We start from the raw sequence: 25,459 nt of genomic DNA, 5'->3' as shown, positions 1-25,459 counted from the left end.
TGTGCTCCTGCTCAGCTCGGGGCGCGAAACACCAGCGCGCTGTGGATTCCTGAGAAGCCGCTCGCCGCCTTCAGGACGACGTCCACTCTCCGCTGGATACCTTCGTTGGGGACGTAGTTCAGATCACAGGACATGTCCTTGTTCTCGTAGTTGATGGTGGGGAAGATCTCGGATTTGAGGATGGAGAGGACCGAGGCGACGCTCTCGAGCGCGTTGGCCGCGGCCAGGGGGTGCCCCACCATCGACTTCAGCGAGCTCACCGGCACCTTGTAGGCGTGATCTCCGAGCGTCAGCTTGAGCGCCGCCGTCTCGTTCGTGTCGTTCTGCTTCGTCGAGCTGCCGTGCGCGCACGCATAATCGACCTTGTTCGGCGCGATGTCCGCGTCGAGGAGCGCAAGCCTCATCGCGCGGGACAGATCGATCCCGTCCGAGGACAGGTCGGTCATGTGGTACGCGTTGTTGCACGAAGCGAAGCCGCCCAGCTCGGCGTAGATCGTGGCCCCGCGCCGCAGTGCGTGCTCCCGCTCTTCGAGGATCAGGACCCCGGCGCCCTCGCCCAGCACGAAGCCGTCGCGCTGATCGTCGAACGGCCGCGAGGCGCGCTGCGGGGAGTCGTTGCGCCTGCTCGAGAGGGCACCCAGGATGTCGAACGCGGCCAGCGCGATCGGCGTGATGGGCGCCTCCGACGCGCCGCAGATCATCACGTCTGCATCGCCCGTGCGGATGGTGTCGAGCGCCAGCCCGATGGCGTCCAGGCCGCCCGTGCAACCGGTGCTGAGCGTGCAGCAGGGCCCGCGGGCTCCATAGAGGCCGGCGACCTCCGCCGAGGCCACGTTGAACGTGGACGCCTGATAGAGCGAGCGCTGTACCCACGTCGGATCGTACGGCGCGGTGCCGCGCTCCGTCAGGGCCAGGAACTCCTCTTCCATGAACCTCGTACCGGCGATCGCGTTGCCGATGCAGACGCCGAACCGGTCGGGGTCAGGGACGCCGCCGGCGAAGGCCGCGTCATCCATCGCCATCTTGCTCGCCGCGACGGCAAACTGCGCATATCGGTCCAGCCGCCGAAGCTGATCTTCCCTGAGGCCGTGCGCCCTCGGGTCGAATCCCTGAACCTGACCGGCGATCTTCGATTTGAACCCGTCCACCGGGTAGCTCTCGATCGCGCGGACCCCGGACCGGCCGGCCATCGCGCCAGCCCAGAACTGCTCGACGCCAATGCCGTTAGGAGCGATGATCCCGAGTCCGGTGATGACTGCCCTACGACGATTACCCTTCTGAACGAACTTCACGATATCTAACCCTCTCGCCAGCCATGTGTCTGCCCGACACCGGCCATCATCAATAATTTCCAAGTCCACCGCAGATATTCATCGCCTGTCCGGTGATCCCGCGGGCGCGGTCCGACGCCAGGTAAGCCACCATCTCCGCGACCTCGTCGGGGTCGATGTAGCGACCGATCGGGACGCGCTGCTCGATGCGCCTCTTCGCGTCGTCGACGCTCACGCCCCAGATCTTTGCGTAATTCCCGCGCGCCTTCTCCGCGAGCTCGGTCTCCACGAACCCCGGGCAAACGGCGTTCACCGTGATGCCTTTAGGCGCGAGCTCGAGGGCGAGCGACTTGGTGAAGCCGATGATCCCGTGCTTCGACGCGCTGTACGCCGCGGCGTGGATCACGCCCTGCTTACCGCCGGTCGACGCGACGCTGAGGATCGTCTTCAACGTGCCCTCGGGGGTGTGGTTGAGGACCGACCTGGTGACGTAGAATACGCTGTTCAGGTTCGTGTCGATGATCTCCCGCCACAGCTCGACGTTCATGTCGGCAGTGATCCCTCCGCCGCCCCGTCCCGCGTTGTTGAGCAGGACGCTGATGTGCCCGAGCTCCCGGACGGCAGCCTGGACGGCCGCATCGACCTCCTGCGGCGAGGTGACGTCGCAGATCCCGATCGTCGCAACGCTCCCCGCGGCGCGGACCTCGGCGCTGGTCGCCTCCAGCTGCTGCCTCGAACGCGCGAGGAGAGCGACGCTGAATCCGTCCCTCGCGAGCCTCACGGCCGCCGCCTTGCCGATCCCGCGGCTCGCACCCGTGATGAGAGCGACCTTCCGACCCTGATTCGTCACGACGATCTCCCCTGTGCTTGCTCCGCGGTGCGTCCCTTGATCGCGAGCATCGTACCGCGGCTGTTGTCGTTGATCGCCTTGGTCACTCGCGCCAAGGCGTCGCCGGGGCTGATATCGCCCCAGACCTGCTTCATCCCGTCCGGCCTCAGCTCGACGGCGTGCCATGACACGACGCGGACCCCGCCTGGCACGCGCTCGATGAGCCATTTCCCGCTGTGTCGGCGCAGCGCCGGCGGCGGCTCCGGCTGGAAGTAACTGATGCTCGCGTGCGGCGTGCAGCGTCGGATCGACCGGATTTGCTCCATCTGCCCCTTCACGTCCACGGTCATGATGAACTCCTGGTGCTGACCGTCGTCGTATCGCATCTCGACGTCGTGGCAGTGCGAGAGCACCTGCGGCCAGTCCTGTGCGCGCGCAAGGAGCGAGTACACAGCCTCGGGCGAGGCCGCGATCACCATCTCTTCCTGGAACTCGCCGTAGAGCTCGCTCTGCAGGCCCTGGAACGTCCTCGACTCGAGCGCTTGCTTGATCGCCTGAAGCTCGCGCTTGCTGTTCGTGTCCGTCGATTTCGACATGAAGCTCAGCGCCTCCTCGGGCGTCGACACGCCGTCGACGAGCCCACGAACGTCCGGTTTGATCTCGAACCGGTGCTCCAGGACGATGAGCGTCCCGGTCTGCACCGGGAAGAATCGCCAGGACCCTTCCATGGACCTGAGGAGCGGCGACGGCTGCACCTGGCGGAACGAGATCGCGCGCTGCTCGGGGAAGAGCTCCCTGGTCGAGCGCCAGGTCATGAGCTTGCCATTTGCGAGCGCCGTGATCTCGACGAGCTGCGAGCTATCGGTCCGCTCGATGACCCTCACCCCCTTGCAGGGCGGGAAGATCTGAGGCCACGCCTCCACCTCGGCCGACAGCGCGTAGGCGTCGTTGACATCAGCGGCGACCTCGATCGTGTGCTGGTAGAAGTTCATCTGCAGGTTCCTGTCCCTTGTGTTCATTGACATCAATCCTCGTGTCGCGACTCAGCTCTCTCTGCTGCTCGCCCTGGCAGGGGCCAGGCGGCCGCTCAGCCTGAAGCCGTCGCGCATCATCTTGCTGAGCAAGTAGATGTTCGTCGCCCCAGCCATCAGCTCGGCGGCCTGGAGTCCCACGAACAGCGGCCCGAAATTCCCCCGGCTCGCGAGCCGGTAGAGGACGAAGGCGCACGGCACCAGGACGAGGAGGCCGTTCATGGCGATGAACTTCATGCGCCTCTGCTTGCCGTCCACGATCCTGCCCCCGCGAGAGCGGGCCAGGAAGTTGCCGCTGCCCCCCGCCGCCGCGATGCTCGGGATCAGCAGCGCGAGCCCGTAGAGGATGCCGCGCTTGACCGTGACGATGGTCTCGACGTTCCCCGAGAGCTCCGCGAGCATCGTGGACAGGAAGAAGGTCGAGACGAGGCAGAGCGCGAGTGTCCCAGCGATGCCGTGCACAGTTCTTTTCATATCGCTCTCCGGTGGATAGCCCGCTCGCCGGGAGGTGTGCTCGCGGCGCGGGCGACCGGGTGGAAGCCCAATCACATCCCATGCCACTCCGTCCTCACCCGAACGCGCGCTCCGCGATGCCCGGCGCGGAGCGTTCTGCGAGGCCCGTTGTGCCAGGCTCCGCCGGGCCGGCCGGTCATCTCCGTTGCTCGATCGCGCAACAGGATGCTTCCCGGGAGCGACGGCTTGCCCTGTCTGCGCTCGGCGGCTTCGGTCCGCAGCAGACACGCTCTACGGCCGGCGCACGGCGACTGCCGGGGTTCGCTGGCAGCGGCGCTGGACGCGGCGCGCTTCATGTCCGCGGGCCGGGAAGCGTGCTTGAGGATCAGCGCCGCGCAGCTCGCCGGTCCGGCTGCGCATCCGTTCGAGCGTCAGTGCATGGGCAGAAAGAGAGAAAGAAAGCAAATAGCGGCTCGGAGCTTCCCGCGCGTGTCCTTGAGCGTGAGCTGCACCAATCGCGCGAACCGAACCGTGTGTCAGGTGATCGCGGAGGCGCTGTCCGAGGCCGAGCGCCTGCGGCTCCAGCGGAGCCTGCCGGACTGGGCGCCCACAAGCGGGTTAGGCGCCGTGATAGGCACGACGACACCGAGTGTCACCCCCGGCCTGACCGGCCAGCGAGAAGACAGACGATGAGCACTCCGTTCCACGGCAAGGAGTTCCCGTTCAACCAACCCGACGGGGCCTCGTTGCGGGTTCGCAGCTTCGGCGATCAGCACTTTGCGAGCTTCGAGACGCTTGACGGGTACACCATCGTCGAGGGTCCGGTGTCCGGCTTCGCTCGGCGGTCGCTCAGAGCGTCGCTCCGAGCCTCTCCAGCACCTTGGGCCACCCGGGCTTCATGCCTTCGAACGCGCTCCTGCCGCTCGCCGAGTCGAGGTTGAAGCCCTCGTGCGTGAGCGTGAGGAGCGTGCCCGTCCCTTCCCGCGTGAGGCGCCACGTGATGAGGGTGTCGAGCTTGCCGATGGCGAAGCGGTACGAGAGGAGCCGCTCCGCTTCGACGGCGAGCACCTCACAGGCCTGCTTGCCCCAGGACCCCATGTCGAGCTCGAAGCGGTGTCCAACCACGGCTTTGACGTCGCCCGGAGCCCACCAGCGCGCGTGCAGCTCCGGATCCGTGAGCGCCCGCCAGACGGCGGACGGAGGCGCTGAGTAACGATGTTCGAGGTGGATGACTGCAGGGGCGTTCATTTTTTTCCTTCTTCGTTGAGGAGCTCTTCGAGGGCGGCGAGGCGCGTCTTCCAGTACTGAGTGAACGTGTCGAGCCACTCGTCGACCTCGCTCAGCGGGCGCGGATCGAGGTGGTAGTAGCGCTCGCGTCCGCGCGGCTCCTCGCGCACGAGGCGCGCTTTGCGGAGCACCTGGAGGTGCTCGGACACCGCGGGGCGGCCCAGGTCGAAGCTACGCGCGAGGTCGTTCACGGCGCGAGGTCCCATGCGGAGCTGCATCAGGATCTCGCGCCGCACCGGGTTGGCGAGCGCCGAGAACACGTCGACTTCAGCCATGTCCTCAATATGTCGGAAATCTCCGACGCGTCAACAAGATCCGACGCGTCGGCCGGCTTTCACGTTCGCTTCAGCGCGTACGCGATGCCGCTCCGCAGCGTCCCCGCCGTGACCAGGCCCCGCAGGTCGACGTCGAGCTCGATGAGCGTCTGCGCGATCGCCGGCTGGATGCCGGTGAGCACCACCTGCGCGCCGAGCAGCCCGACCGCGCGCGCGGCGTGCACGAGCATCTCGGCCACCTGGACGTCCACCGCCTTGACCCCGGTGATATCGATGATCGCGATGCGGGCCGAGTGCCTCTCCACCCCTTGGAGCAGCGTCTCGATGATCCGGCTCGCCCGCGCGCCGTCGAAGAACCCGATGAGCGGCATCACGAGCACCCCCTCGGCGATCGGCAACAGCGGCGTCACGAGCTCACGTATCGTGTCCTGCTGCGCCGCGATCAGCTCGTCCCGCGCCGCCTCCCGCTCGCGCTCCGCCGCCTTGACCCGCGTGATGTCGACAGAGATACCGGCGACCGCGCCCTCCGGGATGCCCTCACCCCAGACAGGGAACTTGATCGAGTAGAACGTCTTCTCGCCTCGGGCGTCAGGGACGGGATCCTCGGCCTCGAGCGGGGCGCCGTTCCTCCGCACCAGGTCATCGACGTCTTTGTAAATAGACGCAACTTCCGATGGAAAGAAGTCGCTATCGGTCTTTCCAAGCATGCTGCCCGGGGTCGCCCCGACGAGCTCTTCCACCGAGCGGCTCACCAGGAGAAAGGCTCCTTCCCCGTCCTTTGCGTACATGAGGACCGGCGCGTGATCACAGAACGTCGCGAGCAGCGCCTCGCTCCTGTGGAGATGCTGCTCGCGGCGCTTTCGCGCTGTCACGTCCTCCGCCGACAGGAAGATCTCGCGCGCGGATCCATCCTCGCTTCGCGCGAAGACCTCCGCGCGCACCGCGAAGATACGCTCGTCTCCCTCGCGGCCTCGCGCCCGGAGCTCGCCCTCGATCACCTCGCCGTCCCGCGCCCGCTTCAGCCGCTCCGCGCTCGCGGCGAGGCCGGCGATGTCGTCCGGGTGGATCCGATCCGAGAGCGCCTCGACGCCGCGTGTCGAGAGCTCTTCGCCCGTACAGCCGAGCGAGCGGGCGAGGGCGGCGTTATGTGCGATGAGCCGCCGCTCGTCGAGGCCCACGACACACAGGATCGTCGGCGCCGCGTCGAGCATCCTCCGGGCTCTCGCGCTGAGCGCGTCCTGCTGCTCCCTGGCCCTGGTCTCGTTCATCGCGGCAGGCCTCTCCTCATGGCGGCTCCTTCCAGGCCCGGCGGCGGACGCGCGGACCAGAGCTCGACCCATGATAGCCACGGCGCGCGCGCGGCGAAACCGAAGACGCTGCGCCGCCTCGCTGTCGCGGCCGGCCGGCCGGCCGGCCGGCGCGGCGCGGCGCCGTAGCCTGGCCTACCCGCGCAAGCGACGATCGCGGCGCGCGTCACGCAATGCGGCCTGCCGTGCCGAGCAACGCGAGGCTCAGGGGAGCAAGCTGCACTTCGACAGGGGCGTCCGGTAGTCCATCGCCTGGGTGTTGCGCTCGAACTCCTCCAGGTTGTTCGGACAGACGACGTACCAGCCAGCGTCGGTGAAGGCGCTCACTTGCCGGTCGGTGGTGGCCAGATCGTACGCGAGCATGACGGTATCGTAGCCCCAGCCGAACAGCTTCTGGCCGAGGAGCACGTCCACGTACCCCGCGCGCATGCGATCCATGTACTCCGGCAGCGTGTCGAACGCCACCGAGTGAATGGTCTTCTCCTTCGCTCTGGCGGTGAGCGTCTTCGCGTTCGCCGCGAGGTCGGGCTCGCCGAGGAGCTTGCTGTAGGAGAAGAAGAAGCCCGTGATCTCCGGGTCGTTCTCCAGGGCCTCCTCCGCGGTCCCCGCGCAGAAAGGGATCGCGTAATCGCAGCACACGCAAGGGAGGCTCACGACGTTCGTCATGTCCGGGTACTTCTTCAGCGCCTCGGAGAAGCCGGCGAGCCGGTCGATGAACGTCCCCGCGGGGGTGGGGGTGTAGACTCCGTTACCGTCGTCATCCATCATCGTCTGCAAGGCGATCTTGCCGGTCTTCCCGTTGATGGTCGCGAGCGCATCCATGAGGAAGGCAGCAGCGGCCTTGTTGTCCATGCCGTAGTAGGTGTGGCGCTTGCTGGCCGGAGCGTCGCCGCCGTACGTGACGACCTTGATGCCGGCGTCCACCGCCTGGTTGACGAGATCGTTCTCGCAGACACCGTCGAAGACATCGACGGATATCGCATCCACCTTCAGGTCGATGACCTCTTGCAGCACCTTCATCTGCGGCCGGGAAAGGTAGCAGGCGTCGTCGGGGTCCAGCGGCTTGCCGTCTTCCGTGAGCTCCGGACATTCAGGGTCCAGGATCATCACGTTGACCGGCCGCGCGCTCGTCGTCGACAGCTCGCGCTGCGCCTGCGCGGCGCCCGCGCGACCCAGATCGTGGAACCGATTGCACTTGTTGTGGGTGATGTAAGCGATGGTCAGCGGCGCTTCCGCCGTGCTTTCGCCCGAGCTGCAGGCAAGCGCGCTGGTCGCCAGAAAGATGCCCCCAGAGATGGCGCGATGAACCATGAATCCCCTCCTTTTCTCGATATCGTTCGACCCGTTTCACCGTCCCCTGACGGTTCAGCGCGGCTGTGCGCGCGCCGACATCCGGGACCCCCCCTGCGATGGCGCGGGCTACGCGCGCCTCGCTCTCATTCGCGGCGCAACTGGCGCGGCTCCTGTCCACCGCGAGCTTGCCCGACCGGAACCGCATACGCGATGCCGCTCCGCAGCGTCCCCGCCGTGACCAGGCCCCGCAGATCGACGTCGAGCTCGATGAGCGTCTGCGCGATCGCCGGTTGGATGCCCGTGAGCACCACCTGGGCCCCGAGCAGCCCGGCGGCGCGCGCGGACTGCACGAGCATCTCGGCGACCTGGACGTCCACCGCCTTGACCCCGGTGATATCGATGATCGCGATGCGAGCCGAGTGCCTCTCCACGCCCTCGAGCAGCGTCTCGATGATCCGGCTCGCCCGCGCGCTGTCGAAGAAGCCGATGAGCGGCATCACGAGCACCCCCTCGGCGATCGGCAAGAGCGGCGTCACCAGCTCCCGTATCGTGTCCTGCTGCGCCGCGATCAGCTCGTCCCGCGCCGCCTCTCGCTCGCGCTCCGCCGCCTTGACCCGCGTGATGTCGACGGAGATCCCGGCGACCGCGCCCTCCGGGACGCCCTCGCCGCGGAGGGGGAACTTGATCGTGTACAGGGTCCGATCGCCCTCGGCCTGCGGGACGATCTCCTCGGCCTCGAACGGGGCGCCGGTCCTCCGCACCAGGTCATCGACGTCCTTGTAAATAGACGCAACTTCCGCCGGACAGAAGTCCCTATCGGTCTTTCCGAGCATGTTGCCCGGGGTCGCCCCGACGAGCTCCTCGGTCGAGCGGCTCGCCAGGAGGAAGGCGCCGTCACGGTCTTTCGCGTACATGAAGACAGGGGCGCGGTCGCAGAGCGCCGCGAACACCGCGTCCCTCCTTCGGCCGCCCTGCTCGCGGCGCTTTCGCGCAGTCACGTCCTCTGCGAAGAGGACGACCTCGCGCACGGCGCCGTCGTCCCCTCGCGTGAAGACCTCCGCGCGCACGGCGAAGACGCGCTCGCGCTGCCCTCCCTCGATGCTGCGCGCCCGCAGCTCGCCTTCGACGACCCCGCCGTCGCGCGCCGCGGCGAGCTCGGCCGCGCGCGCGGCGAGGCCGGCGAGATCGTCGGGGTGAATTCGCGCCGAGAGCGCCTCGACGCCCCGCGAAAGGAGCTCTTCTTCCGTGCAGCCGAGCGCCCGGACGAGCGCGGCGTTATGCCCCGTGAGCCGCGGTCCCGCGAGGTCCAGAACACACACGATCACCGGCAAGGCGTCGAGTATCCGCTGGGCTCGCGAGATCGTCGCGCCCTGCATCCGGCTGGCCTCGGTCTCGTTCATCGCGGGCATCGCGGGCATCGCGGGGACTTCTCTCGAGAGCTCCCTGCCCGGTCAGGGCAGGAGATCACACTTCGTTTCTCGTGGTACATCGATGAGGACGGCGCTCGCCTTCATGTCGATGGCTCCCTGATGCGCGTCGGCAGGAGAAGACCGCCAGAGAAATTTCGGTCGTGCACGCTCCCCCTTCACGACAGGGACACGGAGGTCCAGCCGAGTTGCATCATTACGACTATGGCAAACAAGATCGACTGTCAACGCCTTTTGCGTCCTCGTTCCAACGATGCCGACCATGCGAGTTCCAGCCGGAGAGCATGCCAATCGACAGTAGGGTACCGTCGGAGATGACTCCACGGTGGACGATTCGGCCCCTCATGGGGCGATAGGTTGACGCAATCCACCGTGATGAGGCGATAGCCGGCGCGCTCACAGCCCGGCTCCGCCTGAGCCGCCCGAGCCGCCCGAGCCCGCAGAGCCGCCGTCACCGCCTGCGCCGCCCCCGCCATCAGCGCTCCCGCCTGCGCCGCCTCCGCCATCGGCGCTCGCGCCGCCTCCGCCAGCCCCGCCGGCCCCGGTGGTCCCGCTCGCCTGAGAAGAGCTCGCGGAGACGCCCGTGTCGAAGCAGTTCGGGTTGTCGTCCTCGACGAAGCAGCCCACCTCGATGGGGTGGCCGACCTCGACGCAGCCCCCCGCCAGGAGGCCTGTCATGGCCGACAGGCGGATGAGGAGCGCGGGAAAACGTGTGCTCTTCACGGTGAAGCTCCGTGGCTCGCGCGCCCGACGGTCGCGATGGAGGAGGGCCTGGCCGCCGCGGCCGGGCTGCCTGCGGCGTCGTCGTCGTCGAGGTGAAGCTCGATCCCGGCGAAGAGCGTGAGGCGGTTCCTCAACGCGAAATCCGCGGTGGGGCCGCTCTCGACGAGGTAGCGCGGCTGCCCCTGGCTCGGCCCGACGACGTAGGGCTCATGGGCGGAGAACGCGTACTGCCCGCCGAGCGTGTACCCGGCGCCCTTCACCCCGGGTATCGCGCCCGTCACCGCCGCGCGGAGCTCGAGCTGCGGCGGCACCTCGGGGCGAGGGGCGATGTTCGACGGATCGCCGCCATAGTACGCCTGGTCGGCGATCCGCCGGCCCATGTAGGCGGCCGCCAGGGACACGGCGCCAGAGCCGACCTCGTACGATACGCGGGCGTTGCCGTACACCTGCGGCGCGACCGTGATGGGGACGTCGTCGCCGGTGCCGAACCGCGCGTTCCGGGTGATCTGCTCGGCGGACATGCGGCGTCGCGTCGCGGCGAACGTGGAGTTCACGCCGACGCGCAGCTTCCGCTCGAGGAAGCTCGTCTCGAAGCCGAGGTTCGCGCCGTAGTTCTCGATGCCTGGCACGTTGTTGTACCTCGAGACGCTGGGCGCCTTCGCCCTCAGGAGCTGGAGCTCGATGACGTCCCGCCAGTCCGAGTAAAAGCCGCCGGCCGTGAAGGAGTACGCGCCGCTCCGGAACGACGAGACCGCCTCCAGGGAGGAGACCTTCTCCGGCTTGAGGCCGTCCGGGTTCGGCAGGAGCCTGCCGCTCACCGTGTAGAGCTCGACGAAGCTGGGGGCGCGGAACGCGCTCGAATAGATGAGCTTGAGCGACACGCGCTCGTCCGGCGTGAGGATCAGCGCGGCGCGCGGCGAGATCGCGTTCGCCACGTACTCGAGCGGGATACGCGAGTCGAGGTCGACCCGGATCCCGGCGTTGAGCGAGAGGGGCCGGAACAGGCGGAGCGTCTGCTGCACATAGGCCCCGAGCGCGGCCTCGTCCTCGAGACGGTGTCCGCCGCCGTGCCAGCGCGTGCGCGCCGGGTCGGAGCCATAACTCTTCCCCGTGAGCTCGTCGAACGCGACGAACTCGTAGGCCGACGTGCGGAGGCGCCCATCGAGGCCCGCCATGGTCGTGAAGGCGCCGTCGCCTGCCCAGTCGTACCGCGCCTGGAGCTCCAGCCCGACCCAGCGGGAGAGGAACAGCGCGTCCTTCCGGCAGGGACCGGACGGGCCGCGCGGGCACTGCTCCGGATCGAGCACGTCGATCGGGACGTGCGGCACCAGCGGGTCGTGGCCCACCACGTAGCGCGAGCGCTCGATCCGGCTGAACCCGAAGTAGCCGCGCGCCACGCCCTCGAGCCGCTCGCTCAGACGGGCGCGATAACGCACGCTGGTCAGGAGGAGCGTCTGCGTGTTGTCGTTGCGCGCGTCGTCATAGGCCCCGACGCGGTTCTCGTGGAGATCCATGAATGGCGCGGCCCACGACGAGCGCGTCGCCTGCGCGACGGCGCTCAGGTCGCCGACGTCGAGGCGCACGAAGGCGCCTGCCTTGCGGCGAAACCACTGCTCTTCCACCGTGCCGCCCCAGGAGCCAGGCTCGGCGTGCGAGCCGAGATCCATGACGGACACGCCGTCCGCCAGGACCGGGAGCCGCTGCTTCGGGAAGCTCACCTCGGGCCCCTCGAAGCGGTGCATGTCGACCGCCGCCACCACGCCCGCGGGCTGCCCGAGCAGCGTAAAGCGGCGCCCGAAGCCGAGCGCCGCCGTGCCCTCGCCCCCGACGCCCTCGACCTCCGGCGCCCGGATGTCGCCCGATTCGTCGAGCGGCGGCGACGCCCCGAGCGTCAGGGAGGCGCGGATGCCCTGGTGATCGGCGGCCTTCTTCGTGACGACGTTGATGACCCCCAGCATGGCCTGCGCGCCGTAGAGCACGGAGCCAGGGCCCAGGACCACCTCGATGTGGTCGACGATCTCGATCGGGATATCGTGCAGGAAGACGGCGCCGCCGCCCTGCTCGTTCACGACCATGCCGTCGAGCACGATCAGCACGTGGCTGTTCGAGTCCCGGGTCAGGGCGACCCCGCGCGCGCCGACCTCCGGGACCGACATGCGGTCGTGCGCGAAGACGCCGCTCGCGAGGAAGGTGAGCGCGTCGGCGAGGCGCCGTATGCCGAAGAGCTTGAGCTGCGCGCCCGTGATCACCGACGACATGGCGGGCGCGTCGCTCTCGCGCTCCGCGGAGCGCGAGGCGCCGGACACGACGTTCTCTTCGAGGATCTCGAGGAGCGAGCTGACGTCCTCGGCCCGCGCCTCGCGCGGGGCGGCGGTCGACCACGCGAGCGACGCGGCGCAGAGCAGTGCGAGACGGGTCGAGCTCACTCAGTAAATCCTTGCCAGTTTGAGGATGGGAGCAGGGAAGTCGATGTGCTGGGCCCGGGCCTGCGCGAGGTTGATGCTCATGCGCGGCTTGCCGTCCGCGACGTCGACGCCGAGCACGGCCCCCTGCGAGACATAGGGCTCCACGGCCGCGAAGCTCAGGATGCCCGTGTCCGTGAGCGCGCCGCGTATCGCGGCGACCTCCCTGCCGAGCCCCGAGGAGATGTACACGACGTTGATGTCGCGCGCGCGGCACGTCGCGGCGAGCTCGGCCGCGCTCGAGTACTCGGCGCTCTCCACCCGGATCGGTTTGTCACGCACCTTTCCGATGTCGTTCAGCGCCCTCCTCATCTGAAGCGCGGCGCTCGCCGAGTCCGCGTCGCCCGCCCGAGAGAGCAGCAGGAAAGAGACCTGTCCCTTCACCCGCTCTGGAAAGCCCCTGTCGTACGGCAGGATGCGCGTGACGATCTCCGCTTGCACGGCGAAGGGCGCCGTCGCCGGCTCCGCCATGACATGGAATGGGACGAGGGCGGCCGCGACGAAGAGGCCGAGCACGAGGGCGCGCCGGCGAGGCGTCATGTCTTGCGTTCCTTGCCGCGCGACAGGCCGGCGAGCTTGCGGATGCGGAGCGCCGCTTGCACCTGCGGGGTGAGGGCGAGGAGATCGCCTTTCCTGCTGAAGACGCCGTCGAAGCCGAGCTCCGCGTACCGCGATCCGGCCTCGGCGTCCGTGGTGTAGAGGTAGAAGAGCGGCGCCCTCTCGCCCTCGGGCACCGCGGCCTTGAGCGAGCGGAGGACGGCGGCGCCGTCGAGGCCCGGCATGAAGAAGTCGACGATGACGAGATCGCAGCCGCGCAGGTGACGGGCCGTGCCCACGAGCTGCGTCGTCGTGACCACCTCGTAGCCCGCGCTCGACAGCTCGACGCGGATCCGCATCAGCACGATCTCGCTGTCATCGATCACCAGGATGCGTCCGCCGTGTGACATCGAGTCATTCTCCGTTGCTGAGAGGGACAGCCTGGGGGCGGATCACGAACGCCGTGCCGGTCTGGCGCGACGCGTCCACCTCGATGAGCCAGCCGACCGAGAGGAGATCGGCGCGGACCGCGGAGAGGCCGATGCCGCGGCCCGCGAGGTCGCTCACGTCGCCCTTCGTGCTCACGCCGGGGGTGAACAGGAGCTCGCGCGTCCGGCGCAGATCCTTCGGATCGACGCCGGCGCTCGTCGCGAGGGCGTCGAAGTCGATGCCCTGACCGTCGTCCTCGACGAGGAGGGTGGGCAGCGGCCGCTCCTCGATGCAGCTGGCGCGGATCACGCCGACCTCGGGCTTGCCCATCCGGCTGCGCGCGTCGGGGGGCTCGATTCCATGGGCGATCGCGTTCCGCACGAGGTGGAGGAACACGCCCGGCAGCAAGCGGGCGAGATCCGAAGGAATGGAGGCCTCGCGGCCGTCGATCTCGAGGCGGGCGCGCTTGCCCTCCCGCTCGGCCCAGCGGGGGACGCGCTCGAGGAGCGGCGCGAGCACCTCGCCGAACGGCCGGGCCGCGAGGCGGCGGACGATCTCGGCGGCCTCGCCGCCCTGCGGGCCGACGAGCTCGCCGAGCCGGGTGACGTCCGTGCGGCGGACCGTGATCTGGTCGAGGATCGCGCTGCCCACGGGCGAGGCGTCGACGAACGTCTCCTGCGCGCGCGTGAGCTCGTCCGCGACGCGGGTGAGCCGCGAGCGCCACGACGCCGAGTGCCCCTCGACCGAGGGCCTGTCCTCCGAGCGCGAGCGCGCCTGGACCCTGGAGAGCTCGTCCTCGAGCGTCATGATCTCGTCCGCGAGGCGCTCCAGGTCGAACGACCGGGCCTCGCCCTTCATGGTGTGCAGCTGCTGCAAGAGCTCGTCGATGTCCGCGGGGCCGAGCTCCCCGCCGGGCCTCAGGATCTCGCTGCACCGGTCAACTCGCTCGCGCGAGATCTCGATGAAGCGGACGAAGACCTGGCCGCCGCCGGCGATGAGGCGGCGCATGGCGGCGATCTGGCGCGCGTGCTCCTCGTCCTTGGTCTTGACGCTCTCCGTGAGGCGCCTGAGCTCGGTCTGGTCGGTCGCGAGCAGCATGATGCGCGCGATCTTCTGGCCGGAGACGATGGGGCAGAGCTCGATCCGCAAAAACCTCCGGTCGCCCGGCGCGCGCTCGAACCACACCTCGCGCGGGGCGAGCTCGGCGACCTCCGGGAAGGCGTCGACCTCGGCGTCGAACGCCGCGTCGACCCATTGCCGGAGCGCCTGGCTCTCGACGCAGAGCGGCCCGCCGCGGTAGAGGAGCTCCGCGACGTGGTTGCCCTCCGCGGCGCGGTCGCCGAAGATCTGCCTGGCTTCTTTCGAGGCCTCGCTGCCCAGCCGGCCGTCGGGGCCGAAGGCGACGATGGCCTCACGCATGTTGTCGAAGAGCTCGCGGAGGCTCTCCGTGGCCATCTCGAGCCTGCCCTCGCGCTCGAGGATGGCAGAGCTCATCGCGTTGAAGACGTCGGCGAGCCGGCCGAGCTCGTCGTTCGTGCGGACGTTCACGCGGACGGCGCGGTCCCCTTCCCCGACGCGCCGCGCGGCGTCGACGAGCCTCGAGAGCGGACGCACGATCTGCCACCTTGCGAACGCGAGGAGCAGGAAGGCCGTCATCGCGCCGACGATGCCCGCGAACTCGAGGATGTTGCGGCGGGCCGCGGCGAACGCGGCGTTCTCGGGCTCGAGGGAGAAGACGAGGACGAGCGTCCCGAGGCGCCGCCCGTCGTCGCGCACGATCGGGCGGGCGACGCGTATCTCGCGCTCCAGGACCTGGTTCTCGGCGCCGCGCGCGGTGAACGCCGACAGACCGCCTTCCGGCTGACCGACCTTGGCGACGGGCTCGGCGTCGCTGCCCCACGCGACCGCGGCGATGAGCGCGCGGTTCGACCGGAGCTGGTCGAGATCGCCCTGCGCCGTGTCCCGATCGCCGAAATCGAGCGGCGCGGTCAGGGAGCCCGAGAGCAGATCCGCCATCATCGACGCGGCGTTCGCCTTCGCCGACACGAGGTCATCTCGTGTCTTCTGGATCACCTGATTGGCGACCAGCACGGTGACGCTGGTGAGGACCACCACGGTCGCTGCGGCGAGCTTGACGCCGATGCCGAGCTGAACGCCGGTGCGCCGCCGGTGAGCCGCTGGGGGCCGGGAGACAGGGGCAGAGACCAACATCACGCGTTCGGCGCGGCAGGCCGTATCCGAACCAAGAAATGGTCGAATCCAAGAGCGTGCGTCATCCGCGCCCCCCTCCACGGCAGAAGCTTCGCCAGGCGCACCATCGGAAGCACCCGAGGGACGAGGACAGGCGCATGGCGATGCCCTTCCGACCTCGACGGTACGTAGTTCATTTCATTTCTGCAACAGGATTTTCCTCGCGCGCCGCCGACGTGGCTGTCCGCTCGTCGCGTCAACGGCAACGGGTCCATGCGTCAACAGGTCCACGCGTTGCTCGCCGCCGCCGCGGCGCCGTGACGTCGCGCGTCACTCCGGCGATGGCGACGCTGCGGGTTCGTGTAGGCTCGCGGACATGCCCATCACGCGACTCACGAAGCCTGATTCGAAGTTTCGCCTCGATGACGTCTCGACCGATCCGGCTCGGGACGCGACGAAGCAGGAGGCAGCGGAGCGGCTCAAGGAGCTCGGCGAAGAGCTGCTCGAGCTGCAGGAGCTCATGTGGGGAGCGAGGACGCACAGCATCCTCATCGTCCTTCAGGGCCGCGACGCGGCCGGCAAGGACGGGGCGATCAAGAACGTCGTCGGCGCGCTGAACCCGCGCGGCGTCACGGTGAGCTCGTTCGGCGTGCCCACGAAGGAGGAGCGAGAGCACGACTTCTTGTGGCGTATCCACCGGCAGGCGCCGCGCGCGGGGGAGTTCGCCATCTTCAACCGCTCTCACTACGAGGATGTGCTCGTCGTGCGCGTGCACGACCTCGCGCCCAAGTCGCTGTGGGGGGAGCGCTACGGTCACATCAACGACTTCGAGGAGCTGCTCTCCGAGCACGGGACCATCGTGATCAAGTTCTTCCTGCACATCAGCAAGAAGGAGCAGGAGAAACGGCTGCTGGAGCGCGAGGAGAACCCGTCGACCGCGTGGAAGCTCAACGTGAACGACTGGAAAGAGCGGGAGCACTGGGACGAGTACACGGAGGCTTACGACGAGGTCTTCCGGCGCTGCTCGTCCAAGCACGCGCCCTGGTGCATCGTGCCGGCCGACGCGAAGTGGTACCGCAACCTCGTCGTCGCCGAGACCGTGGCGGAGACGATGCGGGAATACCGCGACGGCTGGCTGAAGACGCTCGAGCGGAACGGGAAGGCAGGCCGCGAGGAGCTCGACGAGTACCGGAGGTCGCGGGGTGGGCGGAACAAGGGGTGAGCGGACAGGAGATGCGGCGCTGAGCGGCGCGCGCAGGCGGGCGGCAAGCCAGGTCGGGGCGGCCGGCCTCGTGGCATCGCAGCTCCTTGCCTGTCCGTCGTCGCCCGAGCGGGACCGCACGACCGCAGAACCGGCGTCGTCCGCTCCGGCGGCCGCGCCGCCCGCCTCGCCCGCGCGCGCCCCCGCGCCGTCCCAGCCCCTCGCCTCGGCGCTGCCGAAGGTCGAAGCGCCTTCTGCCCCGAGCGCCGAGCCGGGCGCCGCTCTGCAAAGGCGCGGATCGCGCATCGGCGGCGACGGCCGCATCGAGATCGAGCAGGGCGGGAGCGTGCGTCGACTCGAGGGTCCGTGCCAGTTCACCTACGAGGTGGCGGATCCCATGCCCGGGCCCTACGCGGAGGTCCTCGATCCCGACGCGAAGGCGCCGCGGCTCATCCTCGATTCGTGCGGCGCAGGAGGCACGTACTTCGATATCGTCGCCACCGGCCTCAAGCTGCCGGGAGAGCTCGAGGTGATCCGGGTGCGCTTCCTGGATCCGAAGACAGGGTCGGAGTGGACCTCGGACACCGCGAAGCTCAGGGTCACCGAGTTCACCAGCGTCGGAGCGCCTGTGAAGGGCACCTTCGAGGCGACCATGAGCGCGCGTTTGAACCGCCCGGCCGAGCGGATCCGCGGTACCTTCTCGCTCCCCCGGGCGCCCGACCGATATCCGCCCTAGCAGGCGCAGAGCGCAAATCGCACGCTGCGACCAGCGTGAGCCCCTGATGCCATGGCACGGAGTCCACGCGAAGGATTCCGTGGTTGCATGAACAGTCGATTTCCCCCCAGCCGGCGGGGCCGAGCGACGACCTTTGTACTCGTCGACGACTCGACACGTGACTTCACGCGGTGCAGTCAGGAGGTCGTCCACGGTGGCCGCCGGGGGGGACGGCCCTTGGCTCGCCGACGTGCTCGTCTTTCAGGGAGCCCGTGGCCGGGCGCCGCCGCGCGTGCGCCGTGTGGGGCCGAGCGGCTCGGCCGATTGACGCGCTGCCGCTCGGGTGATGCAATTCCGACGAGGAGGAGGGGGCATGCAGCTCGACGATCCCAGGCACGAGTACAACCCGTACGCCGCACCGACGACCGACGACGCGCGCTCCTATGGCGAGGACGAGCCGGACGAGCACATCCTCGCCGAACGCGGCACGCGGCTCGGCGCGCGGATCCTCGACAACCTGCTGCTCGTCGGCTCCGTGATCCCCGCCGTGATCCTCCTCGTCGCCACCGGCGCGATGGATGGCGTCGCGACCGACGAGGGGACGCCCTACCCCGAAGGGAAGCTCTACCTGATGATCGGCGTCGGCGCGCTCCTCGGCCCGCTCCCGCTCGTCATCTACCAGTGGTACCTCATCGCCACGCGCGGGCAGACGCTCGGGAAGAAGTGGACGAAGATCAAGATCACCAAGGCGGACGGCTCGCGCGTCGACTTCGTGTCCGGCGTCATCGTCCGCAACTGGCTCATCGCGCTCCCCGGCCTCATCCCAGCCGTCGGCCAGGCGCTCAGCTCGATCGTCAACCTGGTCGACGGCCTCATGATCTTCAGCGATGACCGCCGCTGCCTGCACGATCGCATCGCCGGCACCAAGGTCGTCCTCGCCCCGCCCAGGGCGGGATCCTGATCGCCCTCCTCGCCGCATGATCCACCGCGAGACGCTCCGCGAGGCGCTCGACACGAGCGCCGAGATCGAGACGCCGGAGCACGTGCGGTTCCGCCACCAGATCGCGGGCCCGGCGCGGCGCGCGCTCGCGTACCTCATCGATCTGGTGGTGCGCGGCATCATCGTCTTCGCGGTCGGGATGCTCGCCGCGATCGGCGGCGTCGCCGTGGGGCCAGCGCTGCGCGGCGCGTCGACGGGCTTCGTGCTGCTGGTCCTCTTCGCGATCGAGTGGGGGTATTATGTCTTCTTCGAGACCCTCTGGAGCGGCTGCACGCCCGGCAAGCGCGCCCTCTCGCTGCGCGTCGTCACCGACGGCGGCCAGCCGCTCCGCTTCGGGGACAGCCTGCTGCGCAACCTGCTGCGCGCCGCGGATCTCCTCCCCCCGTTCATCGATCCGCTCTCGTTCCTCGGCACGTACGCGGTCGGCCTCGCCGTCATGGGCCGAGATCCGCGCTTCCGCCGCCTCGGCGATCTCGTGGGCGGCACCCTCGTGATCGTCGAGGCGCGCCACACGGTCGCCGGCCCGCTCGTCCTCCGACCGCCGCCGAGCCCCGCGGAGCTCTCGAGCCTGCCCGCGCGCCTCCCGCTCTCCGGCGAGGAGCTCGACGCCATCGAGCTCTTCCTCCGCCGCCTCGATCGCCTCTCGCCCGCGCGCGCGAGCGAGCTCGCGGAGATGACCGCGCCCGTGTTCGCGCAGCGCATGGGCGTCCGCTACAAGGACGCCACGCGCTTCCTCGGCGTCCTCCACCACCGCGCGCACGCGCACCGCGGCGGCCAGGAGGGGGCCGCGAGCGGCCCAAAGCCCCGCCGCAAGCGCAAGAAGGAGGTGAGCGCGTGATCGGCGCCCGCTCCCAGGACGAGTTCGTCGCGGCCCGCAGGCCGGACTGGCAGGAGCTCGATGGCCTCCTCCTCCACGACAGCGGCTCGCTCGCGAAGAAGGACGGCGCCGCCATCTCGCGCCTCGCCGCGCTCTACCGCTCGCTCTGCACCGATCTGATGCGCGCGCGCGCGGCGCGCTACACGCCCGATCTCACCGCGTACCTCGACGCGCTCGCCGCGCGCGCGCACGCGACGCTCTACGGCGCGGAGCCCTTCCGCCTCCCCGAGATCGTCACCTTCTTCACCCGCGATTTCCCGCGCGCATTGCGCGCGAACGGCCGCTTCTTCGCGATCGCCTGCGCGCTCTTCTTCCTCCCCTCGCTCGTCGGCATCGCGGGCGCGCTCGCCTCCGACGAGTTCGCCACCCACGTGCTCCCGAGCCCGGTGCTCCAGGGCATGGCCCAGATGTACAGCGAGGGCCCGAGCGGGCGCGACGCGGGCACCGACACGGGCATGGCGGGGTTCTACGTCTTCAACAACGTCGGCATCGCCTTCCGCTGCTTCGCCACCGGCGTGCTCTTCGGCGCGGGCAGCATCTTCTTCCTCATCTACAACGGCCTCTTCACCGGCACCGTCGTCGGCCACGTGATGAGCGTGGGCCACGGCGGCAACATCTGGACGTTCATGTGCAGCCACGCGCCCTTCGAGCTCACCGCGATCGTGATCGCCGGCGGCGCGGGGCTCGAGATGGGCTACGCGCTCGTCGAGACGCGCGGCCGCACGCGCGTCGGCTCGCTGCGCCGCGCGGCGCCGTCGATCGTGCGCCAGATCCTCGGCGCGGCGGCGATGCTGCTGATCGCCGCGGGGATCGAGGGCTTCTGGTCCCCCTCGGGGCTCCCCCCGCCGGTGAAGTGGGCGGCCTCGGGCGTCTTCTCGCTGCTCATCGTCCTCTACCTGGCGCTCGCGGGCCGCCCCGCGAAGGAGGCCTCGCGATGAACCTCGGCGCCTCCGCGATCGTGCTGCGCCCGCGCCCGCTCTCCGAGATCCTCGATCTCGCCTGCCGCCTCTGCATGTCGCGCGCGCTCGGCCTCTACGCGCGGCTCTCGGCGATCCTCTTCCTTCCGATGCTCGCCGGCTGCCTCGCGCTGCGGCATGCGGCGGGCTGGTCGTGGCTCGGGGTGTGGGGCGTCGCGATCGCGCTCGGCGGCGTCGCGCAAGGCGTGTTCACCGTCGCGGTGGGGCGCCTGCTCTTCTCGGAGGAGCTCAGCGCGGGCCAGGTGCTCCGCCTGTTCAGGGCGCGCCTCTCGTCGTACCTGTGGGTGCTCTTCTTGAGCCGCCTCCTGCTCGCCGCGGCGGCGCTCCCGATGTTCCTCGGCCTCCCCCTCGCCTGGCCGCGCCTCGTCTTCGTGCACGAGGCCAGCTTGCTCGAGGCCGCGCACGCCGGCGACGCCATCCAGCGCAGCAGCCGCTTCGTCACCGGCCGCGTCGCCGCGGTCCTGGGCGCGCTGCTCGCGCTGCTCCTCGCGCAGGCCGGCGTCGCGCTCACGGTGGAGCTGCTCGGCCAGTCGCTCGTCGACGCGATCCTCCAGCTCGGCAAGCCGTTCGGCGCGCTCCTCGACGACGGCGGCTCGCCCTTCGCGCTCGCGGGCTTCTTCGCCGGCATCCCGTACGTCGCGACGGCGCGCTTCCTCCACTACATCGACGCGCGCACGCGCGCCGACGGCTGGGACATCCAGCTCCGCTTCCTCGCGATCGCCGCGCGCGAAGGCGAGAAGAGGGCCGCCGCGTGAGCCGCCGCGCGCGCCTCTTCGCCGCCCTCTTCGCGCTCTCCGCGGGCGCGCCGCTCGCGCGAGACGCCCGGGCGGAGGACGCGGAAAAGAATGTTCACTGGAGCGTGCGCGACGTCCTCGAGGACGATCGCTACCGCTTCTGCCACGAGGACGACTACCCGCTCACCCCCGAGGAGCACGCGTGGTGCCCGATCATCGCCGGATCGAGCGACGTGTGCCCGGAGCTGCCCGCCGCGTGCAAGCTGCCCCCGGTCGAGCTCTCGCGATCGGCCGTGTCCGGCCGCGGCGGCCGCGGCGCGTCCGGCAAACATCGCGCGGGCGGCGCGCCGACCGATCGCGGCCCGAACGAGGACGAGCGCCGCCGCCCCGGGCCCGAGATGCGCGTCGATCTCTCGGGGATGAGCCTCTTCGCGTCGGTGCTCTTCATCGGCCTGCTCGTGGTCTTCTTCGGGGGGGTGATCCACGCGCTGATGAAGAACCTGCTCCGCGATCGCGCGCCCGCCGACGAGGCCAAGGAGGAGAAGGCGCCCGCGCGCGGCCCCACGCCCGAGGAGACGGCGAGGCGCGAGGTCGAGACCGACGTGCAGCGCCTGCTCGCGCGCGCGCGCAGCCACGCGTCCCGCGGCGACCACGCGCGCGCGATCGACGACGCGTACGCCGCGCTCCTGCGCCGCCTCGACGGGGATGGTCTCATCGAGATCCACCCCTCTCGCACCAACGGCGACTACGTGCGCAGCCTGCGCGAGCGGCCCGATCTCAACGGCGCGATGAGATCGATCGTGCGCGACGTGGAGGGCGTGCAGTTCGGCGTCACGCCGCCCTCCGAGCCGATCTTCCGCGCGGTGATGGACCGCGTCGTCCCGCTCGTCAGCCGGGCTCTCGCGCTCGCATTCGTCGCCTTCGGCCTCTCCGCCGCGCTCTCCTGCATCTCCTGCACGCCGCACGCCGGCGGCGACGAGGGCGGCGGCGATCGGTCGCCCTCGGGCACCCAGGCGGTGCTCGAGGTGCTCGACGAGCAGGGCTTCAAGGCGCGGCGCCGCGGCGAGGCGCTCGCGGCGCCCGAGCGCGCGCTCGCGCTGGTGGTGCTGCCGGGCGCGACGATCGACGACGCGACGTGGAAGGACCTGTTCGCGTGGGTGAGCGACAAGGGCGGCACGCTCTTCCTCGCCGGGCTCCCGCGCCTGCCCGACGAGGTCGAGCTCGGCCTGCGCGTGGCCCAGGACGCCGAGACGTCGACGGCGCTCGCCGCGGACTGGTCGCGCGGGCTCCGCGCCTCGCTCCCGCCCGGCAAGCGCCTCGTCGAGGCGAACGGCGACGAGCCCGAAGACCTCTACATGATCCTCCGGGGTGAATCGTCCTCGACCGCGGGCGTCGTCCGCCGCCTCGGCGAGGGCAAGGTCGTCGTCGTCGCGGACGATCGCCTCGTGTCGAACGTCTCGCTCGCGGCCCCCGACAACGCGCAGCTCTTCCTCGATCTGCTCCGGTTCGCGCCGTACGCGACCGAGGTCGAGATCGTCGACGAGTGGACCGGCGTCGGCGCCGAGACGCCCTTCGAGGCCGTGCGCGAGGCGAACCTCTGGCCCGTGATCGCGCAGCTCTTCCTGCTCCTCGCGCTGCTGTACCTCTGGAAGGGCAGCGCCTTCGCGCGCCTCCGCGATCCGCCCGCCGCGGGCCGGCGCGCCTTCGCCGATCACGCCCGCGCGCTCGGCCTCGCCTACCGGCGCGCGCGCGCCTCGCGCCACGCCGCGGGCCTCTACGCGAGCTGGGCGCTCGATCGCCTGCGCGAGCGCGTGCACCGGTCCGGCCGGCGGGGCCTCATCCCGCTCGCCGAGGCGATCGCCGCGCGCACCGGCCGCCCCGAGGCCGAGGTGATGCGCGTGCTGGTCGAGGCCTCCGGCGCCCGCGAGGACGCCGCGCCCGCCTCGTCGCTCCGCGCGCCCGAGAGCGCGCGCGGCGCGCGGCCCTCGCCTCGCTCGCGCGACGGCGCCGCCGCCGATCTCGAGCTCGTGCGCGAGCTCCAGGCCTTCCTCGACGCGACCGGTCAGCGAACCTCCGATCGAAAGACGACATGAACCCGATTGAATTCCGCGATCGCTTCGATCTCCTCCGCCGCGAGGCCGGCAAGGTGCTCCTCGGCCAGGACGATCTCATCCTGCACACGCTCGTCGCCGTCCTCGCCGGCGGTCACGTGCTCATCGAGGGCGTGCCCGGCCTCGGCAAGACGCTGCTCGTGCGCACCCTCGCGCACGTGCTCGGCGCCACCTTCAAGCGCATCCAGTTCACGCCCGATCTGATGCCGAGCGACGTCACCGGCGGCAACGTCTTCAACCAGAAGGAAGACCGCTTCGTCTTCCACGAGGGGCCGATCTTCACGCAGCTCCTCCTCGCCGACGAGATCAACCGCGCGCCCGCCAAGACGCAGAGCGCGCTGCTCGAGGCGATGCAAGATCTCGCGGTCACCTCCGACGGCATCACGCGCGCGCTGCCGGATCCGTTCTTCGTCATCGCCACGCAGAACCCCATCGAGTCGCAGGGCACCTACCCGCTGCCCGAGGCGCAGCTCGACCGCTTCTTGATCCAGGTCAACGTCAAGCACCCCTCGCAGGCGGTCGAGAGGCTGATCCTCAAGAACCACGTCAACGGCTTCCACGCGGCGCGCCTCGATCGCTTCGAGATCCAGCGCGTCGCCACCGCCGCCGAGCTCGTGGAGATGCGCGAGGGGCTCGCGCGGATCCGCGTGGACGACGGCATCATCGAGTACATCGCCGACATCGTCGGCCGGAGCCGCGTGCACCGCTCGGTTTACCTCGGCGCCTCGCCGCGCGCGTCGATCGGCCTGCTCGCGGTCGCGCGCGCCATGGCCGCGAGCGAGGGCCGCGAGTACGTCATCCCCGACGACGTGAAGGCGCTCGCGCCCGCGATCCTGCGCCACCGGCTCATCCTGCACCCCGACGCCGAGATCGAGGGCGTGAGCGCCGACGACTGCGTCGACGACATCCTCCGCGAGGCCAAGGTGCCGAAGACGGCGGCCTGAGCGCGATGATCCCCTCGCGCGCCCTCGTCCTGCTGGCGATCGTGCCCCTCGGGCTCGCGGTGGCGACGCTCGTCGATCGCACGCTGCTCCTGCCCATGCTCGCCGCGGACGCGGGCATCGCGCTCTGGGCCGCGATCGACGCGCTCCTCGCGCGGAAGCCGCTGGTGACGGTGAAGCGCCACGCCCCCGCGGTGCTCTCCATCGGGCGCCCGAACCTGATCACGCTCGAGATCCGCTCGCTCTCCCGCCGCAAGCTCTCGATCGAGGTCGCCGACGATCTCTTCGATCACGCCGAGAGCGACGACCTGCCGGTGAAGCTCGAGCTCCCGCCCAGGGAGCGCGCGACGGCCCGCTACCACGTGCGCCCCACCCGCCGCGGCGCGCACACGATCGGCGATCACCACGTGCGCTACCTCTCCCCGTTCGGCCTCTGGATCCGGCAGGTCACGGTGCCGGCCGAGACGCCGGTCAAGGTGTACCCCGACGTGCAGGCCGTGCGCACCTTCGAGCTCATGGCGCGCCAGGATCGCGATCCGTCGGCGCTGCGCGCCTCGCGCAAGCGCGGCGGCGAGAGCGAGTTCGAGCGCCTGCGCGAGTACCGCCGCGGCGACGAGTTCCGCTCCATCGACTGGAAGGCGACCGCGCGGCAGAAGAAGATCATCAGCCGCGAGTACCAGCTCGAGAGCAACCAGAACCTCCTCTTCCTCCTCGACGCGGGCCGCCTGATGACCGCGCAGACGCAGGGGCTCTCGCTCTTCGATCACGCGCTCAACGCGAGCTTGATGCTCTCGCACGTCGCCGCGCGCGGCGGCGACCGCGTGGGCCTGCTCGCCTTCGCCGACGGCATCAAGAGCTACGCGCCCCCGGTGAGCGGCGCGGGCGCGGCCAAGCACGTGCTCTCCGCCGGTTATGACCTCTACCCCGAGCTCGTCGAGACCAACTACGGCTCGGCGTTCCAGCACGTGGGCCTGCGCGTGCGCAAGCGGAGCCTGATCGTGCTCTTCACGCAGGTCGTGGACGACGTCGCCGCGAGCGAGCTGCTCCGCCTGATGCGCGGGGTGATGCCGCGCCACCTGCCGCTCATGGTGCTGCTGCGGGACGTGGAGATCGACGCGCTGGTCGAGGGCGGCGAGGCCGACCCGTACACGCGCGGCGCCGCCGCCGAGCTCTCGAGCTTCCGCGACCGGCTCGTGCGCGACCTCAAGAACCACGGCGCGCTGGTGCTCGACGTCGCGCCCGGCCAGCTCACCGGGCAGCTCATCAACCGGTATCTCGAGATCAAAGCGCGCCATTTGCTCTGATCTGCGCGGCGGCCCTGGCGCCCATTGCTGCTCCAGCAGCAATCGGTGCTGATCCATTGCTCCTGCACGAGCACACCGGCGCCGG

The 25,459-nt window shown here is 70.0% G+C and carries 23 protein-coding genes; 9 read left to right on the top strand and 14 right to left on the bottom strand.

Features of this window, described 5'->3' with window-relative positions; all coding sequences use genetic code 11:
• Positions 1–11: 11 nt before the first annotated feature.
• From WME73_RS07910 to WME73_RS07845, 14 genes are all read right to left on the bottom strand, one after another.
• Positions 12–1,361, bottom strand: a complete 1,350-nt coding sequence (locus WME73_RS07910) for a beta-ketoacyl-[acyl-carrier-protein] synthase family protein (RefSeq protein ID WP_437915287.1) — start codon at positions 1,359–1,361, stop codon at positions 12–14.
• A complete protein-coding gene (locus WME73_RS07905; protein ID WP_437744876.1) occupies positions 1,342–2,121 on the bottom strand; it encodes an SDR family NAD(P)-dependent oxidoreductase in 780 nt (259 codons plus the stop codon). The genes WME73_RS07910 and WME73_RS07905 overlap by 20 nt, the downstream gene beginning before the upstream one ends.
• Positions 2,118–3,119 carry an aromatase/cyclase gene (locus WME73_RS07900; protein WP_437915286.1) on the bottom strand — a complete coding sequence of 334 codons (1,002 nt, stop codon included), beginning with the start codon at positions 3,117–3,119 and terminating at the stop codon, positions 2,118–2,120. The genes WME73_RS07905 and WME73_RS07900 overlap by 4 nt, the downstream gene beginning before the upstream one ends.
• 24 nt (positions 3,120–3,143) lie before the next feature.
• Complete coding sequence (locus WME73_RS07895; RefSeq protein WP_437744874.1) at positions 3,144–3,605, bottom strand: hypothetical protein; 462 nt, start codon at positions 3,603–3,605, stop codon at positions 3,144–3,146.
• An 828-nt stretch (positions 3,606–4,433) separates the two neighbouring features.
• Positions 4,434–4,832: an SRPBCC family protein gene (locus WME73_RS07890; RefSeq protein WP_437915285.1), complete on the bottom strand. Its 399-nt coding sequence runs from the start codon at positions 4,830–4,832 to the stop codon at positions 4,434–4,436.
• A complete protein-coding gene (locus WME73_RS07885; RefSeq protein ID WP_437744872.1) occupies positions 4,829–5,146 on the bottom strand; it encodes an ArsR/SmtB family transcription factor in 318 nt (105 codons plus the stop codon). Before WME73_RS07885 ends, WME73_RS07890 begins: the two co-directional genes overlap by 4 nt.
• 59 nt (positions 5,147–5,205) lie before the next feature.
• Positions 5,206–6,414 (bottom strand): PAS domain S-box protein, encoded by a 1,209-nt coding sequence (locus WME73_RS07880; RefSeq protein WP_437915284.1) that lies wholly within the window; start codon positions 6,412–6,414, stop codon positions 5,206–5,208.
• Between the two features lie 243 nt (positions 6,415–6,657).
• Positions 6,658–7,764 carry a substrate-binding domain-containing protein gene (locus WME73_RS07875; protein ID WP_437915283.1) on the bottom strand — a complete coding sequence of 369 codons (1,107 nt, stop codon included), beginning with the start codon at positions 7,762–7,764 and terminating at the stop codon, positions 6,658–6,660.
• A 125-nt stretch (positions 7,765–7,889) separates the two neighbouring features.
• Positions 7,890–9,164: a PAS domain-containing protein gene (locus WME73_RS07870; protein WP_437915281.1), complete on the bottom strand. Its 1,275-nt coding sequence runs from the start codon at positions 9,162–9,164 to the stop codon at positions 7,890–7,892.
• Between the two features lie 405 nt (positions 9,165–9,569).
• The gene (locus WME73_RS07865) at positions 9,570–9,896 is read right to left on the bottom strand and encodes a hypothetical protein (RefSeq protein WP_437744868.1); all 327 of its coding nucleotides are present in this window, start codon (positions 9,894–9,896) and stop codon (positions 9,570–9,572) included.
• Positions 9,893–12,322 carry a TonB-dependent receptor plug domain-containing protein gene (locus tag WME73_RS07860; RefSeq protein ID WP_437915280.1) on the bottom strand — a complete coding sequence of 810 codons (2,430 nt, stop codon included), beginning with the start codon at positions 12,320–12,322 and terminating at the stop codon, positions 9,893–9,895. The genes WME73_RS07865 and WME73_RS07860 overlap by 4 nt, the downstream gene beginning before the upstream one ends.
• Positions 12,323–12,898 (bottom strand): YfiR family protein, encoded by a 576-nt coding sequence (locus tag WME73_RS07855; protein WP_437915279.1) that lies wholly within the window; start codon positions 12,896–12,898, stop codon positions 12,323–12,325.
• A complete protein-coding gene (locus tag WME73_RS07850; protein WP_437744865.1) occupies positions 12,895–13,305 on the bottom strand; it encodes a response regulator in 411 nt (136 codons plus the stop codon). The genes WME73_RS07855 and WME73_RS07850 overlap by 4 nt, the downstream gene beginning before the upstream one ends.
• A 4-nt stretch (positions 13,306–13,309) precedes the next feature.
• Positions 13,310–15,535, bottom strand: a complete 2,226-nt coding sequence (locus WME73_RS07845) for a HAMP domain-containing protein (protein WP_437744864.1) — start codon at positions 15,533–15,535, stop codon at positions 13,310–13,312.
• A 355-nt stretch (positions 15,536–15,890) separates the two neighbouring features.
• Between WME73_RS07845 and WME73_RS07840 the strand changes: the two genes are divergently transcribed.
• The 9 genes from WME73_RS07840 (at position 15,891) to WME73_RS07800 (ending at position 25,374) form a co-directional block, all read left to right on the top strand.
• On the top strand, positions 15,891–16,736 hold the full coding sequence (locus WME73_RS07840; RefSeq protein ID WP_437744863.1) for a PPK2 family polyphosphate kinase: 846 nt from the start codon (positions 15,891–15,893) through the stop codon (positions 16,734–16,736).
• Positions 16,717–17,451, top strand: a complete 735-nt coding sequence (locus tag WME73_RS07835; protein WP_437744862.1) for a hypothetical protein — start codon at positions 16,717–16,719, stop codon at positions 17,449–17,451. The genes WME73_RS07840 and WME73_RS07835 overlap by 20 nt, the downstream gene beginning before the upstream one ends.
• 352 nt (positions 17,452–17,803) lie before the next feature.
• Entirely contained in the window at positions 17,804–18,391 is a 588-nt protein-coding gene (locus WME73_RS07830) for an RDD family protein (protein WP_437744861.1), read from the top strand.
• Positions 18,392–18,407: 16 nt separating this feature from the next.
• A complete protein-coding gene (locus tag WME73_RS07825; RefSeq protein ID WP_437915278.1) occupies positions 18,408–19,268 on the top strand; it encodes an RDD family protein in 861 nt (286 codons plus the stop codon).
• Complete coding sequence (locus WME73_RS07820) at positions 19,265–20,245, top strand: stage II sporulation protein M (protein ID WP_437915277.1); 981 nt, start codon at positions 19,265–19,267, stop codon at positions 20,243–20,245. Before WME73_RS07825 ends, WME73_RS07820 begins: the two co-directional genes overlap by 4 nt.
• Entirely contained in the window at positions 20,242–21,039 is a 798-nt protein-coding gene (locus WME73_RS07815; RefSeq protein ID WP_437744858.1) for a hypothetical protein, read from the top strand. Before WME73_RS07820 ends, WME73_RS07815 begins: the two co-directional genes overlap by 4 nt.
• A complete protein-coding gene (locus tag WME73_RS07810) occupies positions 21,036–23,111 on the top strand; it encodes a DUF4350 domain-containing protein (RefSeq protein WP_437915276.1) in 2,076 nt (691 codons plus the stop codon). Before WME73_RS07815 ends, WME73_RS07810 begins: the two co-directional genes overlap by 4 nt.
• Positions 23,108–24,073, top strand: coding sequence for an AAA family ATPase (locus tag WME73_RS07805; RefSeq protein ID WP_437298446.1), 966 nt, complete (start codon positions 23,108–23,110; stop codon positions 24,071–24,073). The genes WME73_RS07810 and WME73_RS07805 overlap by 4 nt, the downstream gene beginning before the upstream one ends.
• Positions 24,074–24,078: 5 nt before the next feature.
• Positions 24,079–25,374 carry a DUF58 domain-containing protein gene (locus WME73_RS07800; protein WP_437915275.1) on the top strand — a complete coding sequence of 432 codons (1,296 nt, stop codon included), beginning with the start codon at positions 24,079–24,081 and terminating at the stop codon, positions 25,372–25,374.
• The last annotated feature ends 85 nt before the right edge of the window (positions 25,375–25,459 follow it).

This window comes from Sorangium sp. So ce302 (genome assembly GCF_051530145.1).
GTDB lineage: Bacteria > Myxococcota_A > Polyangia > Polyangiales > Polyangiaceae > Sorangium > Sorangium cellulosum_B.
Note: the sequence above shows the minus strand (reverse complement) of the source record. Positions and strands in the feature narration are given on the sequence as shown.